Below are 16,415 nucleotides of genomic sequence, written 5' to 3'. Positions count from 1 at the left end.
AGCGGATCAGCGGATCAGCGGATCAGCGGGCCTGCGGGACGTGGCGGGCACGGTCGGTCCGCACGCCCGGGTTGGCCAGGTAGCGCGGGCGCTGCCCGGCGAGGACTGCGCGGACGTGCTCGACCGCGGTGGGCACCAGGGAGTCGAACAAGTCCCGGGTATGGCCCACGATGTGCTCGGTGAGGATGGCGTTGTCGAGCCCGCGCAACGGATGGTCCACCGGCACGGGCTCGGTGTCGAAGGTGTCGATCGCCGCTCCGCGCAGTCGGCCGGAGGCGAGCCGTTCGGCCAGGGCCGCCTCGTCCACGAGACCGCCGCGCGAGGTGTTGACCAGGACCGCTCCGGGCTTCATCCGGTCCAGCTCGCCCGCCCCGATCACGCCCCGGGTCCCGGGCGTGAGCGGCAGGTGCAGGCTGACCGCGTCGCTCTGCGTCAGCAGCGTGTCCAGGTCGGTGAACTCCACCGGGGGAGCCGACCGGTAGCGCTCCGGGTGACGGGTGGCGACCAGGATGCGCCGCACCCGCCAGCCCTCCAGCCGGGCGATCACCTCCCGGGCGATCCGGCCGTGGCCGACGAGCCCGACCGTGGCACCGGCCAGCAGCCTGGCGGTCAGCTCCTGCGGCACCGGTCGCGGTTCGAACCGGGCCAACTGCCGCTGCTTGAGCGTCAGATCCAGCATCAGTGCGGCGAGCAGCATGACCGTGGCCTCGGCCATCCCCTCCATGTTCTCCGGAGTGGCGCCGTGGGCGACCACGATGCCCCGTGCGGAGGCCTCGGCCAGGTCGCAGGAGGCGGTGCTGCTGGAGGCGAAGACCAGTCCGCGCAGGCGCGGGGCCCAGTCCAGCAGCTCCGGTGTGATCACCGTGCGGGAGCTGATCACCGCCACCTCGGCTTGGCCGAAGTAACGGGGCCACTCCGCTTGCGGGTACTGGGTGCGCAGCGGCGCCGGTGCGGCCGGGCCGCGCACCACCCGCATCCCCTCTTGCCGGAGTTGTGCGGCCACTCGGCCGAGCACGTCGCCGAGTACGTGGTCGTCGCCGACGAAGATCTCGACGGGCATGTTCCCCCCTTCGTGTGTGCCCCTTCGTGTGTGCCTGGTCGTCCGTGCGTCCGGATCGTCCGTGCGGCCGGGGCGTCCGTACCTGCCGGGTTCAGGCGAGCCGACGCACCAGGCGGTCGTCGCCGCGGACTCCGAAGGCGATCGACGCCGCCAGGAAGCGTTCGACCGCGTCGTCGGTCATCCAAGCCATGTGCGGGGTGACCAGGGCCCTCGGATGGGTGCGCAGCAGGTCGTCCGCGGGCAGCGGTTCGACGTCGAAGACGTCCAGGGCCACCCCGCCCAACTCCTCGGCGGCCAGGCGGCGGCGCAGCTCCGCCATGTCCAGCAGGGCGGCCCGGGCCGTGTTGACCAGCAGCGCGTCGGGGCGAAGCAGGGCGAGCCGGCGGGCGTCGATGATCCGGGTCGTCTCGGGGTCGGCGCGCAGATGCAGGGTCACCACGTCGGCGTTGCCGAGCAGTTCGTCCAGCTCCAGGCGTTGGACGCCCGCGGCGTGCGCGGACTCCTCGTCCAGGGAACGGGACCAGGCGGCCACGCGCATCCCGATGCCGACGGCCCGACGTGCGACCGCCGAGCCGATCCGCCCCCAGCCGACGACGCCGAGGGATCGGCCGGAGAGGTCCCGGCCCGCGGCGGGCTCCCAGCCCGATCCGCCGCCCACACCGGTGGGCAGGCGACGGGCGAGGGTCAGCATCAGCGTGAGGGTGAACTCGGCGACCGTCTCCGCGGCCAGCCCGGGGGTGTCGTAGACCTGGATCCCGGCGGCCCGGGCGGCGGCCAGGTCCACCGTGGTTCCGGCCGGACCGGCCACCAGCACGCGGGCCGGGCGTGCGGCCAGCAGTGCTCGAGTGTCCAGGGGAGTGCTGTTGAAGAACCTGAGCACGTTCGTGGATCCGCGCATCCGGTCGGTGAACTCCTGCGTGCTGCCGGGCGGTTCGGCGAAGATCTCCACCGCCGCACCCCCCGGGCAGCCGCGCACCAGTTCCGCCAACCGTGGATAGCCTGTGGTGTCGGGCATGACGAGTTGCCGCATCACTTCTCTCCCCGTGGGTGTCCGGTTCTGGGTCAGGGCGGTCAAGGGCCGGTTCAGGCCGCCTGCCAGCCGTTGAGGTAGGGCAGCCGACGGCTCAGGTCGGCGGCGTCCTGCGTGCCTTCGGCGAGGGTGCTGAGGCTGTCCCAGGTGCCCGAGACGAAGCGCCGGCGCAGTGCCTCGTTGATCTCCACCGGCCAGCTGTGCTCGGCCACCCGCAGGCGCTTGGTCTCCAGGTCGACGGTGACCTCCGCGGCCGGGGCCGCGGTGATCGCCGCCCGGGCCTCCGCGGCGGCCTCGGGCGTGAGCAGCACGCAGGGCAGGCCGATGGTGGCGGAGTTGCCCCGGAAGATCTCGCCGAAGCTGACCGCAGCGATCGCCCGGATGCCCCAGCGGTGGAGCGCCTGCGGGGCGTGCTCGCGCGAGGAGCCGCAGCCGAAGTTCTCCCCGGCGACCAGGACCGAGGCCCCGGCGTGCTCGGGCGCGTCGAACGGGTGGACCGCTCCCGCCGCCTTGGCGTTCTGCCGGTCGCCCTCGAAGACGAACGTGCCCAGGGCGTCGAAGGTGAGGGACTTCAGGTGGCGGGCCGGGATGATGCGGTCGGTGTCGATGTCATCGCCCTCCATGGCGATCGCGGTGCCGCTGACGGTGACGAGGGGCTGCGTGGCAACCATGGCAGTCATGCAGTCATGCCTTTCTGACGCTGGTTCACAGAGTGGGCGGGGCGTCGGTCAGCCGGAGATCCCGAAGACCTCACGCGGGTCGGCCACGGCGCCGCGGACCGCGGCGGCGGCCACGGACAGCGGGGACATGATCAGGGTCCGGCCGGTGGGGGAGCCCTGTCGGCCCTTGAAGTTCCGGTTGGAGGAGGACGCCGCGGTCTCGCCGTCGTTCAGCCGGTCCTGGTTCATGGCGATGCACATCGAGCAGCCGGGCTGCCGGAACTCGAAGCCGGCCGCCTCGAAGACCTTGTCCAGGCCGCGCTCGACCAGCTGCGCGCGTACCTCCTGCGAACCGGGCACGGCCAGTGCGCGCACGCCCTCGGCCACCCGGGTGCCGCTGCGGCGCAGCGCCTCGGCCACCTCGACGAAGTCCGAGAGGCGCCCGTTGGTGCAGGAGCCCAGGAAGGCGACGTCGATGCCGATCCCCGCGACCGGCTGCCCGGCCTCGACGCCCATGAACGTGCGGGCGTCGGCGAGGGCGGCCTCGCCCGCCGCGTCGGCGGCGGGCCCGGGGACGCGCCCGTCGACCGGCACCGACTGGCCGAGGTTGACTCCCCAGGTGACCATCGGGCTGATCTCGCCGCCGTCGAAGACCACCCGGTCGTCGTACTCCGCGTCCGGGTCGGAGGCGAGCGACCGCCACCAGGCGACCGCGCGGTCCCACTCCTCGCCCTGCGGGGCACTCGGGCGGCCGTGCAGATAGGCGAAGGTCGTGTCGTCCGGGTTGCAGTAGCCGACCAGCGCCCCGCCCTCGACGACCATGTTGCAGACGGTCATCCGCTCATCCATGGACATCGCGTCGACGACCGGTCCACCAAACTCGTAGGCGTATCCTACACCGGCCTTGGGACCCAGGCGGTGGATCACGTAGAGGATGACGTCCTTGGCGGAGACGCCGGGCGCCAGCTCACCGGTGATCTCGATCCGGCGCACCTTGAGCCGGTTGACGATGACCGACTGGGTGGCCAGCACGTCGCGCACCTGGGAGGTGCCGATGCCGAAGGCCAGAGCGCCGAAGGCGCCGTGGGTGGCGGTGTGCGAGTCCCCGCAGACGATGGTCAGCCCCGGCTGGGTCAGCCCGCGCTCCGCCCCGATCACGTGCACCACACCGTTCTCGCGGCGCTCGGGGGAGAGGAAGCGCAGCCCGAAGGAACCGGTGTTCTGCTCCAGCGCGGAGAGCATGGCCTCGCTCTGCGCGTCCGCGAACGGGCGGGAGGTGTCGTCGGTGGGGATGATGTGGTCCACGGTGGCCACGTTGCGGTCCGGGTAGGCGACCTTGAGACCGCGCTCGCGAAGCATGGCGAAGGCCTGGGCGCTGGTCGCCTCGTGGATGAGGTGCAGGCCGATGAACAACTGGTACTGGTCCTCGCCCAGTTCGCGCACGACGTGCTGATCGAAGACCTTGCTGTAGAGCGTGGCCGCCATGGTTCGGTGTCTCCTCGGGGGTGTTGGTGCCGGAGGCGTCGGGGGAGGGGGCTGGGGTGTGGGGGCGTGGGGTGTGGGGGTGCGCGGGTTCGTCGCGGTGGGCTCAGACGCTGCCCGCGGTGACGCCGCCGTCCACCAGGACCGTCTGGCCGGTGACGTAGGCGCTCAGCGGACTGGCCAGCCACACCGCGGCGTTGGCCACCTCCGTGGGCGTGCCCAGCCGCTTGAGCGGTGCGCGGTGGGAGCGCGCCTCCAGCGCGTCCGCGCTCTCGTAGACGGAGCGCAGCATGCCGGTGTCGGTGGAACCCGGGCTGACGACGTTGACGCGGATGCCGGACCCGGCGTACTGGAGTGCCGCCGACTTGCTCAGGCCGATGACCGCGTGTTTGGTCGCCGAGTAGAGCGGGCTCTTGGCGTGGCCGAGATGGGCGGCCACGGAGGCGCAGTTGACGATGGATCCGCCGCCGTTCTGCAGCATCCGGGCCACCTGGTGGCGCATGCAGCGCCACAGGCCGCGCAGGTTGGTGCCGACCACGACGTCGAAGTTCTCGTCGTCGTCCTCGTGGAGGGGGCCGAACCGCCCGAAGGTGCCCGCGTTGTTGAAGGCCGCGTCGAGTCGGCCGAAGCGCTCCGCCACCGCGTCCACCAGTGCCGCGACGTCCGCCTCGCGGTCCACGTCGCAGCGGAGCACCAGGGCGTCGTCCGGATCAGGCAGCAACTTCCGGGTCTCCTCCAGGAGTTCGAGGCGACGACCGGCGAGTGCCACGTGGGCTCCCGCCTCGGCGAAGGCGACCGCGGCTGCCTGCCCGATACCGGTCCCGGCGCCGGTCACCAGCACGACCTGGTCGTCCAGACCGAACGTTGAGTTGGGTGAAGCTGACGCGTGTGAAGTGGTCACTGTGCCGCCTTCTCGACGAGGCTGTGCTTGACCAGGACCTGCTCGACCAGGCTGTGCTTGACCAAGAACTGCAGCGCCATCTCGTAGCCGGCGATGCCGCAACCGCAGATGACGGCCTTGGCGGCGGGGCCGGTGACCAACTTCTCGTGGTAGCCGCCGCGCGAGATCACGTTGGAGATGTGGACCTCGACCACCGGCGTCTTGATGACCTGGACCACGTCCCGCACCGGCAGGCTGGAGTGGGAGAGCGGACCGGGGTTGAGGATGACCGCGTCGTACTCGTGGCGAGCGCGCTGCAGCTGGTCGACGACGTCGCCCTCCGAGTTGTGCTGGGCGAAGTCCACCTCGACGCCGAGTTCCTTGGCGAGAGCGGTGACGTTGTCGGTGACGTCGGCCAAGGTCGCCGTCCCGTAGTGGGCGGGATCCCGCTCGCCCAGCAGGTTCAGGTTGGGGCCGTTGAGGACGAGCACGCGCATGGCGGATTTCTGGCTCATGACATTCTCCGATCTCATGGGTCTGTGCGGAGGTTTCTGCATGGGTTTTGACGGGGTTGCTCAGGAGGCATCTGTCAGGCGGGGTTGCTCAGGCGGGGTTCTGGGCGGGCACCGGGCCCGGTGCGGGAGCGTCCGTGAGGTCCAGCCGCTCGGCGACGCGGGCGGCGGTCCCCTTGGCCCAGGCGGTGGTCGACGCCACGGCCAGGATCGCGATCACCACGCCGCCGCCGACGATGATCCACCAGCCGGCCTGGCTGGCCGTGTCGAACGCTTTCGCGCCATGGCCGTGGAGTCCGGCGGCCACCACGCTGCCGATGATCGCCACACCCAGCTCCTGACCGACGAACCGGCTCGTGGAGGCGATCGCCGACGCTACACCCGCCTGGGAGCGCGGCATCCCGGAGACGGCGGTCGAGGTGATGGGTGCGTTGACCATGGCGAAGCCGACACCGAACAGGCCGAACGCGACCAGGACCCACCAGTCCGGGGTCGTCGGACCGAGCCCGGTCAGCATCAGGCCGCTCAGGGTCATGGCCACCCCGGCCAGCAGCAGCGGGATCCGGGTACCGCGGGCGCCGGCGATCCGCCCGGAGATGGGCGCGAAGATCAGCGTCATCGCGGCCATCGGCAGCAGGTACAGGGAGCTGCGCAGCGCGGAGAACCCCCTGGCGTCCTGCAGATAGAGGTTGCTGACGAACAGGAAGCCGCCGAGCGAGACGAAGGCGGCCACTGCCGTGAGGGTCGCCCCGGAGAACGGGAAGCTGCGGAAGAAGCGCAGGTCGACCAGGGGATCCTCGCGCCGTGATTCGTAGCCGAGCAGTCCGATCAAGGCGACTGCCGCGACGCCGAGGCAGACCAGGATCTGGGGGGAGGACCAGCCGAGGCCGGTGGCCTCGATCACCGCGTAGGTCAGCGGAAGGAGGAACACCATCACCAGGCCCTGGCCGACCGGGTCGAGTCGACGTGCCCGCTCGGCGCGCGACTCGGGGATGAAGGTCAGCGTGAGGGCGATGGCCAGAATGCCGACGGGCACGTTGACCCAGAAGATGGACCGCCAGCCGACGGTACCCACCAGCAGTCCGCCGACGAGCGGGCCTGCGGCCATGCTCGCTCCGTACACGCTGCTCCACACCCCGAACGCCCTTGCGCGCAGCGCGGGTTCGGGGAACGTGGTGGAGATGATCGACATGGCGATGGGGTTGAGCATCGCCCCGCCGATGGCCTGCAGCGCGCGGAAGGCGATCAGCCAGCCGCCCGAGGGCGCCAGACCGCACAGCAGCGAGGCCACGGTGAACACGGCCAGGCCGGTGAGGAACACCTTGCGCCTGCCCCAGCGGTCGGCGGTGGCGCCGGCGGTCAGCAGCAGCGTGGCCATCACCATGGTGTAGGCGTCCGCGATCCACTGCAGACTGGACACTGAGGCGTTCAGGTCGTGCTGGATGTCCGGCAGAGCCAGGTTGACGATCGAGTTGTCGAGCGCAGTGATGAACATGCTGAGGCAGCTGGTGGCCAGGATCAGCCGGCGCCGCGCGGAGACGGCAGGTGTGGACATGTGGATCAACCTCCGTGGAACGGTGGAACGGTGGGACTCGGTCAGGCTGGGGATCCGCCGAGCGGCGGCTGACCGCCGACCCACGCCAGCGGGTGGAAGAAGGTCACCCCGTGACTGGCGAAGCGCAGCGTGACCCGGTCGCCGTCCGCGGTGCGGAAACCGGCGTGGAAGCTGCTGCGGTCGGCGCCGAGGTACACGTAGTGCACGCGGCCGGGGCGGTGGAGGGCCCGGTAGGCGAAGAGGCGGGACATCAGCGTCGGCAGGTCGTAGTGGAGGGCGTCGCTCCCGGTGGTGAAGGAGCCCTTCCAGGCGGGTGCGCCGTCCCGCTCGATGACGACCTCGCCGGTCACCGAGCGCGGTGGTTCGCCCAGGTGCAGCCAGGGGGCCACGCCCGCGTCGCACAGCTTGGCGTACGAGAGGTGCCCGGCGTGCTGCTTGAAGCGGCCGATGTCGGTGAGGTCGTTGCCGAAGGTGTAGCCGACGTAGCGCGGCACGCCCGTCTCGTCCCCGACGTAGAGCAGGACCACCTCGGCCTCCTCGCAGACCGCGACCGCGTCGGCGGGCACGGAGAGAGGTTCGCCGGGGGCCTTGAGGGCGTCGCCGAGGCCCTTGACGAACCAGTTGGGCTGGTCGGGGACTTCGGCGTCGACCTTCACGTTGTGGGTCATCATGAACCCGCTGACCAGCGCGTCTCCCGGGTGTGCGGGCAGCAGCGGCGGCAGCATCCGCACCCGGTGCCGGTCGCCGGGGTGCACCTCGACGGGCCGGCGGTCCCGGGTGATCCGGGCGACCGCGACCTCCGGGTCGCCGTCGGCAGCGGCCAGACCGGCGGCCAGGGTGTCACCGGCCAGCGGGTACAGGAGCAGCGGGTCCGTATCCGTCGGCAGGCCGACACCGAGATGGCGCTCATCGCTGTACACGCATTCGAAGACGACCGTCATGGGTGCATGCCTCCTGACAACGTCACTGCGGAAAGGGCCGGTTGGGGCTGTGCCGGTTCGGGATGTGTTGCTTCGCGCGGTGCCGGTCCGGAAACGGCCCGCCAGGCGGGGGAGCCCTCGGTGCGGTGCGCCACGGCCCAGACCTCGGCACGGCCGTTGAGTTCGAGGCCGAAGCCGGGACCGGGAGGCGGAGCGACGGTGTTGGCGGACCGGTCCACGGCCGGGCGCGGGGAGACGACCATCTCGGGGAAGAACCGGTCCGACTGGCCGGCCTCCACGGTGAGGGCGTCGGGGTGTGCGAAGGCCAGCGCCCGGCCCGCGTTGATCAGGGGTCCCACCTCGGCGACCTGCACGCCGATCTGGAAGGACAGCCCGGCGCGCCGGGCGAGGTCGATCATCCGAGCCGCGGTCACCGGGCCGCCGTTCTTGGCGACCCGGATGTTGAACGCGTCGCAGGCTCCGAACTTCACGGCCCGGCGGGCGTCCTGGAGGGTGCACACCGACTCGTCGAGCATGATGCGCACCCCGGAACCGGACCGCAGCCGGGCGAGTTCGGCCCACGCCCCCTTCGCCAGCGGCTCCTCGACGTAGTCGGCCCCGGCATCGGCCAAGGCGGCCAGAAGGCCGGGGGCCTCCGCGACGGGCCAGCTCATGTTGGCGTCGACCATGACCGGGACCCGGTCGCCGAGGCGTGCGCGGATCGCGGTGACCGTGGCCACGTCCCGGCGGATGTCGTCGGAGGCCTTGATCTTGACGAAGTGGAACGGGCCGCGCGTGTCGAGGAACTCCTCGACGTCGAGGCTGAGGTCGAGCACCTGCGACACGCGCAGGGCGGTCGGCCGGACCGCCGACGCATCCTGACGTAGCGTCAACTCAAGTCCGTCCAGACCGAGTCTGCGCCCCAGCAGGTCCAGCAGCGCGATCTCCAGCAGGCACAGCAGATTGCTGCCGCCCCGGACGCCGAAGGTGTCGGCGACGCCCCGCTCGCGCAGCCGGGCCAGCAGCTCGGCCGGATCCGCCGCGCGGAGCCGGGCGAAGACCGCGTCCAGCGGGACCTGTTGCAGCTCGGCGGTCACGGACGCGGTGGTCTCGCCGGTGACGTACGGCCGAGGGGCGCACTCGCCCAGCCCGGTCACCCCGTCGGCCTCCAGGCGTAACAGGAGGCTGTCCGAGGTCGAACGACGCTTGGCGGGGTGGTCGAAGCCCATCGCCATGGGCAACTCGATCCGGTAGAGGGTGGCCTGGGCCGGTTCAGGCATCGCGGTCCACTCCCTGGAGCAGGGTGAAGGTGGAAGCCCAGTCGACGAGCTTGGCCCGGACGTCGGTGTAGAAGAGGTAGTGCTTGTCCGTCGGGTACTGGATGAGCTCGCCGTGCGCCCCGGTCATCCGCCGGTACGCGGCACGCGCGTCGTCGAGGTCGACGATCGGGTCCCTGACGCCGGACACGTAGGCCGACGGGACCGGGGGCAGCGCCCGCTGGGGCCGCACGTACAGCCGCTCCAGGTCGAGGAGCACGGCCCGGGAGCGGCGGGTCAGGGTGCGCGCCGCCAGGTCGTCGTGGTCGATGAAGTGCCGGTGCCGCGCGTCGTCGGTGAAGTCCTCCGCTCTGAGCCCGGCATCCCACGGCTCCAGGCCGGTCTCCGAGGCCAGAGCGCACCGCTGCTCCTCGTCGAGCGTGGCGTGCAGCTTGCCCAGCCAGGTCGAGCAGAAGATCGCGGCGTCGTAGCGGGTGGTGAACTCCGGGTGGTGCATGAGGGCGGCCATGAAGGAGCCGCCCAGGCAGTGCCCGAACATCGACAGCGGCACCTCGTCGCCGATCGCCCGGCGCACGTGCTCCAGTGCCGTGATGTAGTCCCGCAGCACGGTCTCGGCGTCGGGCAGGTCCTGCCGCTCGCCCCCGCTGGTGCCGCAGCCGCGGCGGTCCAGGACGTAGAAGGCGATGTCGTTGTCGGCGAACTGGGGGCCGACCTCCCACAGCCAGCCGGCGTGCGACTGCAGCCCGTGGAAGTAGAAGACCGCACCCTTGGCAGCCCCCCGCGGGCGCCACAGGTGCAGCGCCAGCTCCGCGCCCTCGACCGGGAGCGCCACTATCTCGCGGCGGATGTTCTGCGGTGGTCGCTTGGTCTCGATCACGTACGAACTCCCTTTCAGTCAGCGACCGGTGAGAGCGGTGACGAAGTCGACGTCCCGCTGGAACGGCTTGTACTTGTACTGGGTGGCGTTGCCCGCCTGACGGCGGCTCTCGACGTACGCGGCGATGGCGTCCCGTGGCACGGTGGCGACCTCCAGCGCGCCGAGCCGGCCGCTGTCCCGCTTGGAGGCGTACTCGATGTTGATCTCGTGCAGCGCCGCGTCCACGGCCTGCGACAGCGCCCGGTCCAACTGCCCGGACGGCTCGGGGACTTCGGTGACGACCCGGTAGGACGGCGGCTCTGCCCAGTGCGGGCCGCACATGTAGAGCCCGGCCGCGATGCCGTGGTCCGCGAGGCCCCGCTGGATGGCCCCGGTCACCTGGGACTCGGTCAGCTTCTCGCCGGTGAAGGAGTGGAAGATGCCGTCGCGGTGCACGAAGTGGACCCACGGGGTGCCGTCGACGATGCGGTCGACGTGGTAGATGTCCCCGGTCCACAGGCGGTAGAGGCCGTTGCCCTGCGTCATGATCAGGTGGTAGTCGCGCCCCGGCTGCACCTCGTCGAACAGCAGCGTCGTCACCGGCTCGCCGTTCTCCACCAGCTCGCCGAGCGGAACTTCGGCGGGCACGAACTCGAAGAAGGCCTGGGAGACGGCGAGCGGCTGGCTGTTGAGGCAGCCGTCCACCGGGATGGTGGTGACCCCCTCGGTGCCGCAGCTCATGAACGGCAGCTTCGCGACGCCGGGGAAGACCGCGTCCAGCTTGGTGGCGTACAGGCTGGCGGAGGCCGAGAGCCAGCAGGTGTAGAGGGTGAGCGACGGCCACACGTCCTTGAGCGTGAAGTCCGGCCGACGCAGGACCTCCTCCAGACGCCGGGCGGCCTCCTCGTCCGGCCGGGCGTACGGTCGGCCGTCCAGCGTGCCCGCCCGCAGGTCGTCCACCAGCTGCTCCGCGTGCTCCGCCAGCAGGTCGCGCAGCGAGATCAGGGTGCTCGGGTTGATGGACGAGATGTAGTGCAGGTCTCTGCCGACCAGGTGGCGGATCCGGTGGTACATGCGGCCCTCGTGGCTGCTCGGCACCCCGGGGCCGAACCACGGCGACTCGTACCACGGTGGGTTCCAGTCCCGGCTGTTGACCTGCGGATGCCGGTTGCTGATCGCCTGGTGGCCGACGCCGTGCACGAAGTCGAAGACGTCCTCGCGCACGGTCTGGGTGTCGAGCGTCGCGTAGGGGTGCGCCAGCAGCTCCGGGTGGTACTCCAGGTACGTGCCCCACATCGCCTTCATGGCGGGGATGCGGTACGTCAGCAGCCAGTGCAGGGTGTACGGCACCAGCTTGGGCACCCCGGTGGTGCCGCTGGTCTTGAGCCAGCGCAGCACCGGACTGCAGGTCAGGGTGCCGCCCTTGGTCCGGGTCTCGCGCTCGATCGCGGGGACGAAGTCGTCGTAGCGCATCACGGGCAGCACCGAGCGGAAACGGTCGGGGTCGTCCGCGAGGACGTCGTAGCCCCGCTCCTTCCAGTGGACCGAGCCCGCGCTCACGTCGATGACGTCGGCGAGGACACGCTGCTGTGCCAGGGCCGGCTGCTTGAGATCGACCAGCAGGGCGTCCCGGGCCTGGCGGCATTCGTCCAAGAACGGTTCACGGCGGTCGTACCAGTGCTTCTGCCAAAGAGGTATGTCCACGGCTGCTCCTGAGAAGTCTGAAAGGTCCACGGTCGGGGGCCGGACACGATGAGCTCGACGCCCTCCCCCTCTTGCTCGCGGCAGCTGGCGCTCCAACTGAAGCACATTCATGGACTGAAGTTCAACAGCCGACCAGAGTCAAAGCTGATCCCCATGAAGCACCCGAGGCGGACGTCTCAACTGGTGGATGCCATGCAGGCGACAAGGGTCATTTTTGCCGCTATGGCAGTGATATGACGCATTCTGACGAGGTGTCAGTGCCGATATTAAGGTTGCGCAAAATCCGAGGACAAATTTGTCCTCAGGTATAGACTTGGACCATCAACCAGGGGGAAAGGTTACGAAATGTACAGATCGGAACCGATCGCGATCATTGGCATGGGCTGCCGGTTCCCGGGGGCGGCGGGGGTCGAGGAGTTCTGGACGCTGTTGGAGAGCAACTCCGACGCCGTCGCTCCCGTCCCGCCGGACCGGTTCGACGTCACCGCGTGGTACGACCCCGAGCCGGGCACCCCAGGCAGGCTCGTCTCCCGGCACGGTGGCTTCCTGGACGACCTCTACGACTTCGACGCCGCCTTCTTCGGCATCTCGCCGCGCGAGGCGCGCACCATGGACCCGCAGCAACGCCTGCTGCTGCAGATCGTGTGGGAGGCGTTCGAGGACGCCGGCATCCCGCCCTCCTCCGTGCGCGGCAGCGACGGCGGGGTGTTCGTGGGGCAGGCGACCGCCGAGTACGCGGACGCGACCGGCCACCACACCACCGCCGACGTGCGGGCCATGTCCGGCAGCAGGCTGCGGGCCGTCACCGCGGGCCGGGTCTCGCACGCCTTCGACCTGCGCGGCCCCAGCCTGGTGCTGGACACCGCCTGCTCGTCCTCCCTGGTGGCCGTGCACACGGCGCGCCAGAACCTGCTCACCGGAGAGTGCGACCTGGCGGTCGCGGCCGGTGTCAACGTGATCCTCTCGCCGAGCGACGCCATCGCCTATTCCCAGGGGCGCATGCTCGCACGCGACGGGCGGTGCAAGTTCGGCGACAGCTCCGCCGACGGCTTCGTCCGCAGCGAGGGCGTGGGGGTGGTCCTGCTCAAGCGGCTGTCCGACGCGGTCGCCCACGGCGACCCGGTCCGCGCGCTGCTGCTGGGCAGCGCGGTGACCAACGACGGTGACGGCAGCGGCCTGTTGCTGCAGCCCGCCGTGTCCGGGCAGACCGCGATGCTGCGCGCGGCCTGGCGCAGCGCCGGAGTGACCCCGGCCGAGGTGGACTACGTGGAGGCGCACGGCACCGGCACGATCGTCGGCGACGGAGTGGAACTCCAGGCGCTGGCCGAAGCGGTGCGCGACGGGGCGGTGGATGAAGGCGCAGCGGGTGAAGGCGCATTGGATGAAGGCGCAGCGGGTGGCGCGGCAGAGCGCCAGGCGCCGCTGCTGGTCGGCTCCGTGAAGACGAACATCGGGCACGCCGAGGCGGCCGCCGGTATCGCCGGTCTCATCAAGACGGTCCTCACGGCCGAGCGCCGCACGATCCCCGGCTCACTGCACCTGACGTCGCCTCAGGCCCAGCTCGCCGAACCGGGTTTCCCCGTCGCCGTGGTGGACCGCAACACCCCGCTGCGCCCCAGGGGTGACCGGGCGGTGCTCGGAGTCAGCTCGTTCGGCATCTCGGGCACCAACGCCCACCTCGTGATCGGCGAGTACGTTCCCGAGCCGGCCGTGCCCGCGGCCCCGCGCAGGCCGGAGCCCGCCGAGGACGCCCGCCCGCACCTGCTCGTCCTCAGCGCCCGCACGCCCACCGCCCTGCGCCGGCTGGCCCTGCGTCACGCGGAGCACCTGGGCCCCGACGGCCGTGGCCGCGGCGAGGCCCTGCGCGACATCTGCCGGTCTGCGGCGACCGGCCGGGACCACCACCCCTTCCGCCTGTGGGCCGTCGGCGACTCCCACGACGCCCTGGCCGACGTGCTGCGCGCCCTGGCGGACGGCCGCCCGACCCCCGACGGCGGGCTGCACGAGGCGGGCTTCGGCGGCCCGCGCGAGGTGGCCTTCGTCTTCCCCGGCCAGGGCACGCAGTGGCAGGGCATGGGCCGGGAACTGCTGCGGACCTCCGAGGTCTTCCGGGCGGCCATGGCGGAGTGCGACGCGGCACTGCGTGACGAACTCGGCTGGTCGGTCGTCGAGCTGCTCCGGGACGAGGCCGCCGAACTCACCGACGCCGTCGGGGCGGTCCAGCCGGTGCTGTGGGCCATGGAGGTCGCCCTCGCCGCCTACTGGCGGGCCGTGGGTGTGGACCCCGACCTCTGCGTCGGCCACAGCATGGGGGAGGTGGCGGCCGCGTGCGTCGCGGGAGCCCTGACCCTGCCCGACGCCGCACGGGTCATCGCCCGGCGCAGCAGCCTGATGCAGCGCCTTGCGGGACGCGGCGCGATGCTCGCCACCGAGCTCTCCCCACAGCAGGCCCGCGACCTCCTCACGGGGTACGGGGACGAGGTCTGCGTGGCAGTGGAGAACTCCCCCCACTCCACCGTGCTGGCCGGCGACCCCGGCGTGCTCGACACGGTCGCCCGCGAGCTGGAGCGGCGTCAGATCCTGTGCCGCGCGGTCAAGGTGAACGTCGCGTCCCACTCCCCGCTGATGGAGGAGATACGGGACGACCTGCTGGCCCGCCTCGCGCCGCTGGAGCCGACGGAGCCGCACACGCCGATGTTCTCCACCGCCCGCTGCGCTCCCGTCGACGGAGCCGTCCTCGATGCGGCGTACTGGATGGACAACCTGCGTCAGCCGGTCCGCTTCGCCGACTCGGTGCGACAGTTGGCCGAGGACAGGAACCTGGTCTTCGTGGAGGTCAGCCCGCATCCCGTGCTCAGCCAGGCGATCGAGGACGTGCAGAGCGACGCCGGTCAGCCGCCTACCGTGGTGACCACGCTTGCGCGGCTGCAGAGCGAGTCGACGGCGACCACCCGTGCCCTCGGCCGGGCCTTCGGCCTGGGCGCCACGGTCGACTGGCGGCGCTGGTACGGCGACGACACGGCCCGGGTGCCGTTGCCGCTGTACCCGTGGGACGTGGAGGACCACCGCGCGGAGACGACGTTGCACGCGATGCCGGCCCCCGGAGCCCTGCCGGCAGCCCCGGCGTCCCATACAGCCCGGACACCCCACGCACCCCAGCCGCTCGGGTCCCGCCACGAACGCCGGATCCGGCTCTCCCGGCTGGGAGTCGCGGCGACCGGCGCCGGGGTGACCGTGCGCGGGGTGACCCCGGTCCCGCCGGTGCTCTACCTGGAGGCGGTCGCGGAGACGCTGCGCGACCTCGTCGGCGAGGGCCCGGTGGAACTGCGGGACGTACGCATCGGCGACACGCTGCCGTCCCTGGCCGACGCGGCGGCGACCACCCTGACGATCACCCTGGACGAGACGGCAGTTGACGGGCAGTTCGGCTTCCGCGTCGAAGCGCTCGTCGGCCCGTCCGGGGTCCCTGCCCTGTGCGTGACGGGGACCGCGCAGGCCCAGGCCGGGGGTGCGCACGCCGGGGGTGCGCACGCCGGGCACGGTCCCTGGTCGGCGGAGACCTCGTCGGCCGTCCCGCTGGACATCATGCTGACCCGCTGCGCGGAGTTCGTCCCGGGCGCCGAGTTCTACCGCCGGGCCGAAGCCCACGGATACTCCGTGGCACCGCAGTTGCAGGCGGTCCAGCAGATGTGGCGGCGGGACGGCGAGGCGGTGGCCCGACTGCACCTGCCCGCCGACGCGGCGGGCGTGGCGCTGGAGGCCGGGCTGCTGGCCATGCTCGGGGCCTGGCCGCACCGCGCCGCCACGGACGACCAGGCGTGGGGGTACGCGCCGCTCTCCTTCGAGCGCGTCCGGCTGGCCGGACTGCCCGCCGGGGAGGTCTGGTGCGTGGCCCGGTTCGTCCCCGACGGCGACGGCGACAGCGCCAGCTGCGACGTCGCCCTGACCACCGCGGACAACCGGCTGCTCGCCGAGTTCCAGGGCATCACCATGCTCCGGCTGCCGAGCCGGGCGGACGCACCGGCCCGCCGCAGCACCGCCGTTGTGCCCGCCGCCGAGCCCGTGGTTCCGCAGCGGCCCGCCGAGTGGGCCCGCCGCAGCGAGCCCGAGCCCGTCGTGCCGACCGGTTCGGATCTCCCCGCCGACCGGCTCATCGTCCACGCCGCGACGGTCCTCGGCACCACCGTCGAGCGGGTCGACCCGCGTCGGCCGTTGCGCGACCTCGGCCTCGACTCCCTCATGGCGGTCCAGCTGAGGCGGATCCTGGAGCGGGACTTCGGGGTGGAGGTGTCGACCAGCCGACTGCTGGGCGACGAGAGCACGGCCGCCATCGCGGCCGGTCTGGAGAAGGCACGTGCCGGACTGGCAGGGGGAGTTGTCGCTGCGTAGCGGCCCTCACGCACCGCCTTGCGCATAGCCTTACGTACGGCCTCACCAGCGGCTGCACCGCGTTTCCTCGGCGGTGCAGCCGCTTCTCACG

At 71.6% G+C, this 16,415-nt stretch carries 12 protein-coding genes; 1 reads left to right on the top strand and 11 read right to left on the bottom strand.

What is annotated here, in order from left to right:
• Window positions 1–22 precede the first annotated feature (22 nt).
• From ABH928_RS26345 to ABH928_RS26295, 11 genes are all read right to left on the bottom strand, one after another.
• On the bottom strand, window positions 23–1,060 hold the full coding sequence (locus tag ABH928_RS26345) for an NAD(P)-dependent oxidoreductase (RefSeq protein ID WP_370070769.1): 1,038 nt from the start codon (window positions 1,058–1,060) through the stop codon (window positions 23–25).
• A gap of 91 nt (window positions 1,061–1,151) precedes the next feature.
• Window positions 1,152–2,090, bottom strand: coding sequence for an NAD(P)-dependent oxidoreductase (locus ABH928_RS26340; RefSeq protein WP_370070767.1), 939 nt, complete (start codon window positions 2,088–2,090; stop codon window positions 1,152–1,154).
• Between the two features lie 53 nt (window positions 2,091–2,143).
• Window positions 2,144–2,770: a 3-isopropylmalate dehydratase small subunit 2 gene (locus tag ABH928_RS26335; protein ID WP_370070765.1), complete on the bottom strand. Its 627-nt coding sequence runs from the start codon at window positions 2,768–2,770 to the stop codon at window positions 2,144–2,146.
• Window positions 2,771–2,818: 48 nt separating this feature from the next.
• Window positions 2,819–4,234, bottom strand: coding sequence for a 3-isopropylmalate dehydratase large subunit (locus ABH928_RS26330; RefSeq protein ID WP_370070763.1), 1,416 nt, complete (start codon window positions 4,232–4,234; stop codon window positions 2,819–2,821).
• A 103-nt stretch (window positions 4,235–4,337) separates the two neighbouring features.
• Entirely contained in the window at window positions 4,338–5,132 is a 795-nt protein-coding gene (locus tag ABH928_RS26325; protein ID WP_370070761.1) for an SDR family NAD(P)-dependent oxidoreductase, read from the bottom strand.
• On the bottom strand, window positions 5,129–5,626 hold the full coding sequence (locus ABH928_RS26320; RefSeq protein ID WP_370070759.1) for a type II 3-dehydroquinate dehydratase: 498 nt from the start codon (window positions 5,624–5,626) through the stop codon (window positions 5,129–5,131). Before ABH928_RS26320 ends, ABH928_RS26325 begins: the two co-directional genes overlap by 4 nt.
• Window positions 5,627–5,714: 88 nt before the next feature.
• On the bottom strand, window positions 5,715–7,178 hold the full coding sequence (locus ABH928_RS26315) for an MFS transporter (RefSeq protein ID WP_370070757.1): 1,464 nt from the start codon (window positions 7,176–7,178) through the stop codon (window positions 5,715–5,717).
• 41 nt (window positions 7,179–7,219) lie between these two features.
• Window positions 7,220–8,119, bottom strand: coding sequence for an FAH family protein (locus ABH928_RS26310; RefSeq protein ID WP_370070755.1), 900 nt, complete (start codon window positions 8,117–8,119; stop codon window positions 7,220–7,222).
• Window positions 8,116–9,378 carry an enolase C-terminal domain-like protein gene (locus ABH928_RS26305; RefSeq protein ID WP_370070753.1) on the bottom strand — a complete coding sequence of 421 codons (1,263 nt, stop codon included), beginning with the start codon at window positions 9,376–9,378 and terminating at the stop codon, window positions 8,116–8,118. Before ABH928_RS26305 ends, ABH928_RS26310 begins: the two co-directional genes overlap by 4 nt.
• Window positions 9,371–10,252, bottom strand: a complete 882-nt coding sequence (locus ABH928_RS26300) for an alpha/beta hydrolase (protein ID WP_370070751.1) — start codon at window positions 10,250–10,252, stop codon at window positions 9,371–9,373. The genes ABH928_RS26305 and ABH928_RS26300 overlap by 8 nt, the downstream gene beginning before the upstream one ends.
• A gap of 18 nt (window positions 10,253–10,270) precedes the next feature.
• Complete coding sequence (locus ABH928_RS26295) at window positions 10,271–11,935, bottom strand: GH3 auxin-responsive promoter family protein (protein WP_370070749.1); 1,665 nt, start codon at window positions 11,933–11,935, stop codon at window positions 10,271–10,273.
• Window positions 11,936–12,280: 345 nt separating this feature from the next.
• Here ABH928_RS26295 and ABH928_RS26290 point away from each other — a divergent pair, with 345 nt between their 5' ends.
• The gene (locus ABH928_RS26290) at window positions 12,281–16,324 is read left to right on the top strand and encodes a type I polyketide synthase (RefSeq protein WP_370070747.1); all 4,044 of its coding nucleotides are present in this window, start codon (window positions 12,281–12,283) and stop codon (window positions 16,322–16,324) included.
• The last annotated feature ends 91 nt before the right edge of the window (window positions 16,325–16,415 follow it).

Origin of the sequence: Streptacidiphilus sp. MAP5-3, from assembly GCF_041262505.1 — a bacterium.
Classification (GTDB): Bacteria; Actinomycetota; Actinomycetes; order Streptomycetales; family Streptomycetaceae; genus Streptacidiphilus.
Note: the sequence above shows the minus strand (reverse complement) of the source record. Positions and strands in the feature narration are given on the sequence as shown.